The 10,892-nt window shown below is 35.2% G+C and carries 8 protein-coding genes and 1 pseudogene; 7 read left to right on the top strand and 2 right to left on the bottom strand.

Annotation, left to right across the window (positions count from 1 at the left end):
- Positions 1-58 precede the first annotated feature (58 nt).
- Both ACJJVP_RS16580 and ACJJVP_RS16575 read left to right on the top strand, forming a co-directional pair.
- Complete coding sequence (locus tag ACJJVP_RS16580; protein ID WP_405415418.1) at positions 59-2,452, top strand: penicillin acylase family protein; 2,394 nt, start codon at positions 59-61, stop codon at positions 2,450-2,452.
- Between the two features lie 2 nt (positions 2,453-2,454).
- Positions 2,455-3,990, top strand: a pseudogene (locus ACJJVP_RS16575) (YifB family Mg chelatase-like AAA ATPase).
- Positions 3,991-4,014: 24 nt separating this feature from the next.
- Here ACJJVP_RS16575 and ACJJVP_RS16570 read toward each other — a convergent pair.
- Together ACJJVP_RS16570 and ACJJVP_RS16565 are read right to left on the bottom strand one after the other, a co-directional pair.
- On the bottom strand, positions 4,015-4,578 hold the full coding sequence (locus ACJJVP_RS16570) for a hypothetical protein (protein ID WP_405415415.1): 564 nt from the start codon (positions 4,576-4,578) through the stop codon (positions 4,015-4,017).
- Positions 4,579-4,588: 10 nt separating this feature from the next.
- Positions 4,589-5,035 carry a hypothetical protein gene (locus ACJJVP_RS16565; protein ID WP_405415414.1) on the bottom strand — a complete coding sequence of 149 codons (447 nt, stop codon included), beginning with the start codon at positions 5,033-5,035 and terminating at the stop codon, positions 4,589-4,591.
- A 214-nt stretch (positions 5,036-5,249) separates the two neighbouring features.
- On the opposite strand from ACJJVP_RS16565, the gene ACJJVP_RS16560 reads away from it, so the two are divergent.
- From ACJJVP_RS16560 to ilvD, 5 genes are all read left to right on the top strand, one after another.
- Complete coding sequence (locus ACJJVP_RS16560; protein WP_405415411.1) at positions 5,250-6,443, top strand: Nramp family divalent metal transporter; 1,194 nt, start codon at positions 5,250-5,252, stop codon at positions 6,441-6,443.
- Positions 6,444-7,175, top strand: a complete 732-nt coding sequence (gene pxpA, locus ACJJVP_RS16555; protein WP_405415409.1) for a 5-oxoprolinase subunit PxpA — start codon at positions 6,444-6,446, stop codon at positions 7,173-7,175.
- 8 nt (positions 7,176-7,183) lie between these two features.
- Complete coding sequence (pxpB, locus tag ACJJVP_RS16550) at positions 7,184-7,921, top strand: 5-oxoprolinase subunit PxpB (RefSeq protein ID WP_405415406.1); 738 nt, start codon at positions 7,184-7,186, stop codon at positions 7,919-7,921.
- Positions 7,914-8,753: a biotin-dependent carboxyltransferase family protein gene (locus ACJJVP_RS16545; protein WP_405415404.1), complete on the top strand. Its 840-nt coding sequence runs from the start codon at positions 7,914-7,916 to the stop codon at positions 8,751-8,753. Before pxpB ends, ACJJVP_RS16545 begins: the two co-directional genes overlap by 8 nt.
- Before the next feature lie 382 nt (positions 8,754-9,135).
- Positions 9,136-10,812 carry a dihydroxy-acid dehydratase gene (gene ilvD / locus ACJJVP_RS16540; protein ID WP_405415402.1) on the top strand — a complete coding sequence of 559 codons (1,677 nt, stop codon included), beginning with the start codon at positions 9,136-9,138 and terminating at the stop codon, positions 10,810-10,812.
- Positions 10,813-10,892: the final 80 nt, after the last annotated feature.

Here is a 10,892-nt window from a genome sequence, read left to right as displayed (position 1 = left end):
CGGGGTGTTTAATGTAAAAAATAGTTTTAACTTGGGAACAATTCCCCCAAACTGAACTATGAAAACACTAAAAAAAATAGGAGCTTTCCTATTGGTTATTATTACCCTTCTGATTATTGTTGTCGGACTATTTGCATATACTTTAAAACCAGATTATTCTGGTGAAAAAGAACTTGCGGATCTTGAGCAAGAGGTAAATGTCTATTATGATGAATATGGTATTCCGCATATTTACGGAGCCAATGAAAAAGATGCCTTTAGAACTTTAGGCTATGTACATGCCCAAGACCGACTTTGGCAAATGGAACTTCTTAGAAGAATTGCCAGTGGCGGTTTGTCAGAAGTTTTTGGTGCGGATTTAATAGGTACTGATAAATTCTTTTTATCACTAGGTATTGCAGATGCTTCTAAAGTGACAGCAAGTAATGCCGATGAGAACGATGAAGGTGTTATTTTGGCTAAAGCTTACTTAGATGGCATCAATCAATTTATAAAAGAAGGGCCAACACCGGTAGAGTTTTATTTAACAGGTATAGATAAAAAAGAATTCGTTTTAGAAGACGTCTATAACACTATAGGATATATGGCTTTTAGTTTTGCTATGGCCCATAAAACAGATCCTCTTTTAACCACCATAAATGCTAAGTTAGGACCTGAATATTTAAATGACCTACATGTAGGGTCTAGTGTGGAAACGGAATGGATTAAAAACTATAACCCAACCACATCAGACACTATTCAAAACAACCTTTCGGCTTCTGTAAACAAGGCTTTAAGTGTGTTGGATATTCCTTTGTTTGAAGGTAGTAATAGCTGGGTTATTGCTCCAGAAAAAACTAAGAATGGTAAAGTTATTTTTGCCAATGATCCACATATTGGTTTCTCACAGCCTTCGGTTTGGTTTGAGGCGCATATAGAGACACCAACATATTCTAAGTATGGATATCATATTGCAGGTATACCATTTCCGTTATTAGGGCATAATAGAAATGTTGCCTATGGTCTAACTATGTTCGAGAATGATGATGTTGATTTTTATTTTGAAGAGAATAACCCTGATAATGAGAATCAATATTTATCTGAAAATGGATATGTAGACTATGAAATTATAACGAAATCTTTTAAAGTTAAAGATTCTTCTGATGTTGAGTTTACCTATAAAAAATCAATCCACGGACCAATTTTAAATGGTATCGCCGATCAAGTACAGGGAGAAAGACCAATTGCTATGTCTTGGTTATACACTCAAATGGAAAATAAAGTAATAGATGCATTATTTGGTTTAAGCCATTCTAACGATCTTAAAGAATTCAAGAAAGCATTACCGAGAATTCATGCGCCGGGATTGAATATTATGTACGGCGATAATGAAGGTAATGTAGCTTGGTTTGCTACTGCCCAACTATATAATATTCCAGATTCAGTAAATACAAAGTTGATTTTTGAAGTAGGAGAAGGGCTTCCGGTAGAAAAAGAATTTATACCGTTTAATGAAAATCCGCAGGCTATAAATCCACCAAGTAATTATGTGTATTCTGCCAATAATCAACCCGATTCCATTGCTGGTATGCTTTACCCTGGTTACTATTTACCAGAAAATAGAGGAAAGCGAATAGTTCAACTTTTAGAGCCTAAAAATGATTGGAATTTAGATTCGGCAAGTGAAATGATTACTGATGTTGTTTCATCTGTAGATCCAGAAATTGTAACCAATTTATCTAAATACTTAGATGTTTCTTTGTTGAGTGAAAATGAATTAAAAGCGATTGATAGCTTAAAAATGTGGACGGGAGACTACAAGCTGTCTTCAATTGAAGCCACTATATATAATAGATGGGTTTATTATTTTTTAGAAAATACGTTTAAAGATGAATTAGATGAGGATTTATTCAATCAACTTATAAATACCCATTTTGTTAAACGATTAATAGCTCCTTTATCTAAGGATGAAGAATCCGTATGGTTAGATAATTTGAAAACTACCAATATTCAAGAAAGCATGGCAGATATCGTGAATACATCTTTTATGGATGCTATAGCTTCATTAGAGGATAACTTTGGTGAGAATTTGAATTATTGGCGATGGGAGAGAGTGCATAGTATTGAACACCCGCATCCTATTGGTCAAATAGCCGCTTTGCGTTCCTTTTTTAATGTTGGTCCATTTCCCGTTAACGGTACAAGAGAGGTAATAAACAACTTGGCATTTTCGTATGATAAAACAGGTTTTTATAAAACTACTTCAGGTCCTTCAACAAGAAGAATTGTAGATTTTTCAGACGTAGAAAACAGTATTAGCATTTTGCCTACCGGGCAATCTGGTAATCCGTTTAGTAAACATTATAGAGATCAAGCAGAAATGTATGTTAATGGAGAGTTTCGTAAAATGATGATGAACGAGGTCGAAATTCAAAAGAGTAAAGAAATCCTTACTTTTAAGCCAAAGGATTAAAAATGCTTACAAAAGTTTATGGGAGTGCGGTATTTGGTGTTGAAGCCACAACGATTATTGTAGAAGTTAATATTGTCAAGGGAATTGGTTATCATTTAGTAGGGCTGCCTGACAATGCAATAAAAGAGAGTAATTATAGAATAGCTGCTGCACTACAGAATAACGGATATAAAATTCCAGGTAAAAAAATTACTATAAATATGGCACCTGCAGATCTTCGTAAAGAAGGTTCTGCATATGACCTTACCTTGGCAATTGGTATTTTAGCAGCATCTAGTCAGATAAAATCAGAGAATATAGAGAAGTATATCATCATGGGCGAATTGTCTTTAGATGGTAGTCTACAGCCTATAAAAGGAGCTCTGCCAATAGCTATTAAGTCGCAGGAAGAAGGTTTTACTGGTTTTATCTTACCAACCGCTAATGCTAAAGAAGCTGCTATTGTTGGAGATTTAAAAGTATATGGAGTAGATAATATTAAACAAGTTTTAGAATTCTTTGATCAAGGCATTCCACTTGAGCAAACGATTATAGATACTAGAGAAGAGTTTTATAAAAATCTTGATTTTCCAGAATTTGATTTTTCTGATGTTAAAGGTCAAGAGAGTATTAAGCGCTGTATGGAGATAGCGGCTGCCGGCGGTCATAATATAATTTTAATTGGTCCTCCTGGTGCCGGTAAAACGATGTTAGCAAAGCGGTTACCTTCTATTTTACCACCTATGACATTGCATGAAGCTTTGGAAACCACTAAAATTCATAGTGTAGTCGGTAAAATCAAGAATATGGGGTTGATGAGTCAAAGACCTTTCAGGAGCCCTCATCACACAATTTAAGACGTCGCGCTTGTCGGTGGCGGAGCATATCCCCAACCCGGAGAAATATCACTTTCGCATAACGGAGTATTATTCTTGGATGAATTACCAGAATTTAAACGTGGTGTTTTAGAAGTATTACGTCAACCGTTAGAGGATAGGGAGGTTACTATTTCTCGTGCACGTTTTACTGTAAATTATCCGAGTAGTTTTATGTTAGTGGCAAGTATGAACCCTAGTCCGGGTGGTTATTTCAATGATCCAGATGCACCTGTGACTTCATCACCTGCAGAAATGCAACGTTATTTAAGTAAAATATCTGGTCCGCTTTTAGACCGAATTGATATTCATATTGAAGTTACTCCGGTACCGTTTGAAAAGTTATCAGAAGAAAGAAAAGGAGAAAGTAGTGTAGAAATTAGAAAGCGTGTTACCGCTGCTCGTGAAATACAAACAAAACGATTCGAAGCAATAGATACTATTCACTACAACGCGCAAATGAATACAAAACAAATTCGAGAATATTGCAAATTAGATGATAAGTCTAAAGCTTTGTTGAAAAATGCGATGGAAAGGTTGAATCTTTCTGCTAGGGCTTACGATAGAATTTTAAAAGTAGCAAGAACTATTGCTGATTTAGCCGGTGAGCAGGCATTGAACGGTAATCATATTTCAGAGGCCATTCAATACCGTTCACTCGACAGAGAGGGTTGGTTGGGGTAAAATTTTACAACTTGGAGAATTCTTTTAAGAAAATAACTCCTCATTATTAATGTCGTCTTCGTTACTTTTCGGTGCGGTAAAAATATCTTTTAGTATGTAACTCGTAACAATTGTAAGACCAAGTGTAAGCGTGGGTATAGCATAATCCCAACTTAATAAATGCATTAATCCGCCACAGATAAGAGTTATTACACCAATAACCATTACAAAATTCCATATAATCTCGGTCACGCTATTCTTGACCTCTCCTTCTTTTGACATAAAATAAGAAGTGCCTTCCATTGCAAACCATGCAATAAAAGTAAATGCAGTTCCTATTTGGAAAAATAGGGTATGGGTAAAGTTTAAAATAGTTAATAAGCCATTAGTGGTCCAAAAAAGTACTAGTGCCATTTTTATTAAGTCTACAGTCTTTTTTTCATTTTTTCTTAAAAAACGAACTGTATATAAAACAAGTATTGTAGCAAAGGATATGAAAATTATTCCTTTAGAATAAGGTAAGTGAAGTATTCGCATCACTAGTCCTAACAATAGGGTTGCAATGGCAGCCCTAATGGGATTTCTAAATGCTTTTTTAGAATTTTCCATATCCGTTTTTTTAGTTAATTACTTTTATGTTGGCTTTTAAGCCTTCCATTATTCCAATAATATTGTTGACTGTTTCATTTAAATAATAACGTACTACAATGTGCGGAATTCTAATGGTAGTAAATCCATTTTTAAAAGAATGCATAGCTTCTTCTAAGTTGTTGATGGCTTCGTGTTCTGTAAGCTTGTCGTATTCAGAATCAATTTCAATATTTAGCTTTACACGAGAAATAGCGATATCAATAGATTTTTTGCCATCCCACCATTCGAGCATTGAATTTACTCCCGCTTCTTTAAGAGCGTAGTAAAGTTGAATGGCCTCTAAAGGTGTATTATGTTTATTGATCAATAATTTAATACGTTCGTGATGCTTCATACATAGCTCAACGCCTGCACTTTCCATTGCATTTTTGTGGTCTAAATAACCGAGTTCTTTTTTACATTCTAAACAAATCATTAATAGGTTAAGTTTAAGGTTTGGGGATAGCTATAACCTAGTTCTTTTTGGATTATTATGTAACCTCGATGAACGACACCCGAGTTTTAGACGAACTGCATTTTTTTAGATTAACGGCATTTTGAAATGTTAAAATTGTGGTGAAAATGATGCTGAGTATGGTGAGTAAAGTCAGAATTACCAATTATATTTACAAGAACGATAAATTTACTAGATGTTTAAGAAATTAGGTCCGGGAGTACTAGTGGCTGCCGCGTTTATTGGACCAGGAACGGTTGCGGCATGCACTTTGGCAGGCGTCCATTTTGGCTTTAGTTTGTTGTGGGCCATGTTGTTATCTATTATAGCAACTTACATTCTCCAAGAAATGTCAGCGCGTTTAGGTATAGTAACACAAAAGGGATTGGCAGATGTAATTAAACAAGAGCTGCATAATCCATGGATTCGTAACAGTGTCATTGCTCTTATCTTTTCTGCTATTATTATAGGCAATGCTTCCTATGAAGCAGGTAATATAGGTGGGGCTACATTGGGTATGGAGGCGTTGTTTGGTGCGGCATACGGTAATTTATATCCTTTTATATTAGGAGGTCTTGCTTTTCTCTTATTATATCTAGGTAGTTACAAAGCCCTGGAGAAAGTGTTTATTGTTCTTGTGCTTATTATGAGTTTATCTTTTGTTATGACGGCTATTTTGACCAAGCCAGATATTTGGGGATTAATTAAAGGACTATTTGTGCCTACAATTCCTGAAAAAGGTATTCTTACCATAATTGCTTTGGTAGGTACTACCGTTGTTCCTTATAATCTTTTTTTACATGCCGCCTTGGTCAGTGAGAAATGGAAATCTAAAGATGATCTGAAATTGGCAAAAAGAGATACTTTGGTATCTATTATATTAGGAGGTCTGGTATCTGTCAGTATTATTATTTCCGCTGCGGCTATTAATTCAACTGAAGTTAATAATGTAATAGATATGGCGAAAGCTTTAGAGCCATTGTATGGTTCCGCTGCTTTATATTTTTTAGGAATAGGTATGTGTGCAGCAGGTATTACTTCGGCAATAACGGCGCCTTTAGCTGCAGCTTATGTAGCCAATAGTTGCTTTGGTTGGAATGCTCGATTTAAAGATGCTAAGTTTAGAATGATTTGGATGATTATTTTAGGGCTTGGTGTTTTCTTTTTATCATTTGGAATAAAACCTATTGAGATTATAAAATTCGCACAGATAACAAATGGATTGTTATTGCCCGTTATTGCGGTATTCTTATTATGGGTTGTAAATAGAGCGGGAGTGATGGGAAAATATAAGAACTCTATGTTGCAGAATATTTTCGGCGGACTAATTATTCTTCTTTCCGTTTTATTGGGTGCTAAAAGTATACTAACCGTTTTAGGTATTTTATAGATGACGAAAAAAGTTATTGATATTAATTGCGATGTAGGGGAGGGTATAGGGAACGAGAAAGACCTATTTCCCATGATAAGCTCTTGTAATATTGCTTGCGGCGGTCACGCAGGTTCAAAAGAAACTATTATGCAATGCTTAGAACTGGCAAAAAAATATGGAGTTAAGGTTGGTGCGCATCCCTCGTATCCAGATATAGAAAATTTTGGGCGTGTTAGTATGTCAATTTCTAGTGATGAGCTTATTAAAAGTATTCAAACTCAAATGGAGTTATTTGAATCTGTGCGAGAAGAAATTAATATCACATTACATCATATTAAGCCCCATGGCGCTTTGTATAATGATATAGCTAAAGATGAACATTTGGCAGAAACTTTTTTAACAGCGATAGCACCTTATAAACATACTGCCTTGTTATATGTTCCTTTTTACAGCGTCATTCAAAAATTGGCAACTAAAAACGGATTTAAAGTTTTGGTAGAAGCCTTCGCAGATAGAAATTATAATGATGATTTAAGTTTGGTGTCAAGAAAAGAAAAGAATGCTTTGGTTACCACTGGTAAAGAGGTGTTGAGCCATATCTTACGCATGTATAATGATAAGGTGGTAAATACAATAAATGGCAATTATGTAACTATTGAAGCAGATACCTACTGCATTCATGGTGATACCCCTGCTGCATTGCAAATTTTGGTGTATCTTTCAAATGAATTGCCACATCATAATCTATAAGTAAAATCGTGAATTCCCCTAAAATAAATATTAAACCGTTTGGCGTCCATTCTGTCTTAATAGAATGGCCGAATGAGGTCAGTGAAATCATATTAGAAAAGATATTACATTTCGAAAGGTTTTTAACTAAAGAAGTGTTTACGAATAAAGAGTGGGAGTTGGTACCTTCTTATAATTCTCTTTTAATTATAAATAGGACTAAACAACTTGATTTCCAGAAATTATCTTCTGACATACATAAGTGGTACTTACAATTAAAAGAGTCACCTAAACCTGATAGATATTTGTGGCGATTACCGGTTTCGTATGATTTGGAGTTTGGTCTAGATTTAGAGGAAGTAGCAAATCAACTGCATAAAACGAAAGAAGAGATTATTGCCTTGCACACAGGTGCTACATATACCGTTTTTGGTATCGGGTTTTTACCTGGTTTTATGTATTTGGGCGGTATTGATAAAAAATTGGAAATGCCAAGAAAAGCTACACCAAGGTCAAGAGTGGTAAAAGGTGCAGTAGGTATTGCTGGTAAGCAGGCGGGTATTTATCCGCAAGAGTCTCCTGGTGGATGGAATATTATCGGTAATTGTGCTGTACCTATTTTTGATGCGTCAAAAGAAACCCCTTGTTTTGTAAGTGTAGGCGATAAAATTGAGTTTTATAAAATATCTAAAGCAGAACATAACCTTAATATAATAGAAGCAGAAGTGGGTATATATGAACCTGAAAAAATTAAGATAGATGCTTAAAGTACTTAAAGCAGGTTTTTATACTACTATACAAGACTCCGGTAGATTTCATTATAGAAATAAAGGAGTCCCCGTATCTGGAGTTATGGACGAAATGTCCGTTTTTAAAGTAAACTCTTTATTAGAAAATTATGAGTCATCTGCTGTATTAGAGATTACGATGACTGGACCAACATTAATCTTCGAAAAAGAAACGTATATAGCGCTTGGTGGGGCAAAAATGTCTGCTACCCTTAATAACCTGCCTATTCAGAATTATAAAGTATATGTAATTAAAGAAGGGGATATACTTTCATTTGGTCGTTTAGAAAAAGGATTTAGATCATACCTCGCTGTAAAAGGCGGATTTAATACTAAAACAATATTAGGAAGTAAGTCTTTTTATAAACCAATTACTAAATTAAATAGACTAATCGATAATGATGTTGTGCCTTATTCGGAGCATGAAGATTTTGAACCAAAAATATCGGAGATCAAGGTAGCATCGTTTTTAGATGATTGTATACTTGAGGTAAATAAAGCACCAGAATTTGATATTTTAAACGATAAGCAATTAGAAGAAATTTTCTCTAGAACATTTACTGTTGCACATGAGAACAATAGAATGGCATATCAATTGTCCGAAACTATACAGGCACATACAATTTCAATGCTTACGTCTGCAACTATACCTGGTACGGTACAGTTGACACCCGCAGGGAAGCTTATTGTGTTAATGAAAGACGGTCAAACTACTGGCGGTTACCCTAGGGCTGTTCAATTGACAGATAAGGCGATATGTGTTCTAGCGCAAAAAAAAGGAGGAGATTCTATTAGCTTTAAATTGGTATGATTTGATACTTTTTATATAGATTTTGTTAAGGACTTATTTATCAGCCATTTTTTCAGTAATATTGTAATGTGAAATTATTAAATATAAATATTAAACTAGTCATTGTCATTCCTTCAAGGGGATGATATAGTTTTTCATAAAATGGAAAAACCTGTATCAGATTTATTTGATACAGGTTTTTTTGTGTGACAAGAATAATATCAATCAGTTTTGAATATGGTATATAATGTCTATATAAATATTTGATATTCAGTGTATTAAGTTCATTTTCGATAAAATGAATTTGTATTGTCAAATATTGTTAAAATTAGAAATTTTTATAAACTTTTATCTTTGATTAAGGAGTTTTGAAAAATCAAGATAAGCATACGAGAATTATATTATGGAGTTGAACAAACATAGTAAGAATGTAACCCAAGATCCAACACAGCCTGCAGCACAAGCAATGCTTTACGCTATAGGTTTAACTGAAGAAGATTTAAAGAAACCATTAATTGGTATTGGTAGTACAGGTTATGAGGGTAACCCTTGTAATATGCACTTAAATGATTTGGCACAGGAAGTTAAAGTTGGTGTCAATGGTAGCGGTTTAGTCGGGCTTGTATTTAATACTATCGGTGTAAGTGATGGTATATCTATGGGTACATACGGTATGCGTTATTCTTTGCCTTCTAGAGATATTATTGCCGATTCTATGGAGACTGTGGTTCAAGCGATGAATTATGATGGTTTGGTTACTGTTGTAGGTTGTGATAAGAATATGCCTGGTGCACTTATGGCAATGATTCGTTTAAATAGACCATCTGTTTTAGTTTATGGCGGTACCATTGCTTCGGGTTGTTTTAAAGATAAAAAATTAGATGTAGTATCTGCTTTTGAGGCATGGGGAGAGAAGGTTGCCGGTACTATGAATGAAGAAGATTACAAAGGTGTTATCCAGAACGCTTGTCCAGGTGCAGGTGCTTGTGGTGGTATGTATACTGCCAATACTATGGCATCGGCTATTGAAGCTTTGGGTATGGCAATGCCTTACAATTCTTCTAACCCTGCAATAGGTAAAAACAAGCAGTACGATGCCATAAATTCTGGTAAAGCTTTAAGAACCCTTTTGGAAAAAGATATTAAGCCAAGCGATATCATTACCCGTAAATCTATGGAGAATGCTATTCGTTTGCTGACACTTTTAGGTGGGTCAACGAATGCTGTACTTCACTTTTTAGCAATAGCTAAAGCTGCTGATGTAGATTTCACCTTAGATGATTTTCAAAAAATTAGTGATACTACGCCATTCTTGGCAGATTTAAAGCCAAGTGGTAAATTCTTAATGGAAGATGTTCACCGTGTAGGTGGCGTACCTGCCGTCATGAAGTTTATGCTAGATAATGATATGCTACATGGAGATTGTCTAACCGTTACAGGTAAAACAATTGCTGAGAATTTAGCTGATGTTCCTGGTTTATTAGAACACCAACAAGTTATAAAACCACTTAGTAATCCTATAAAAGCAACTGGTCACTTACGTATTCTTTATGGTAACCTTGCCACAGAAGGTGCTGTGGCAAAAATTACAGGTAAAGAAGGATTGTATTTTTCTGGTCCGGCAAAAGTATATAATGACGAGTTTCTTGCGAATGCAGGTATCGGTAGAGGTGAAGTGAAAAAAGGTGATGTTGTGGTTATCCGTTATGAAGGACCAAAAGGAGGACCGGGTATGCCAGAAATGTTAAAGCCAACTGCAGCTATTATGGGAGCAGGGCTAGGTAAAGATGTTGCTTTGATTACAGATGGTCGTTTTTCTGGTGGCACACATGGTTTTGTGGTAGGTCACGTTGCTCCTGAAGCACAAGAAGGTGGTGCAATCGGTTTGTTAGAGGACGGAGATATCATTACCATTGATGCGGAGAAGAATGAGATTTCGGTTAACCTAACGGATGAGCAATTAGCGGAAAGAAAAAAGAATTGGAAACAGCCGGAATTAAAGGTGAAAAGAGGAAGTCTATACAAATATGCCCGTATGGTATCTTCAGCATCTAAAGGTTGTGTTACCGATGAATTTTAAATAACACCGACTAGATTTTAATTAGTTCTAGTAGGATTTTAATATCAGGCTATTGTAACTCTTATATGCAATACTTGAAT

This window comes from Maribacter sp. Asnod1-A12, from assembly GCF_045063735.1.
In the GTDB taxonomy this organism is placed as follows: Bacteria; Bacteroidota; Bacteroidia; order Flavobacteriales; family Flavobacteriaceae; genus Maribacter.
The sequence above is the reverse complement of the archived record's forward strand: the minus strand, read 5'-3'. Positions and strand labels throughout refer to the sequence as shown.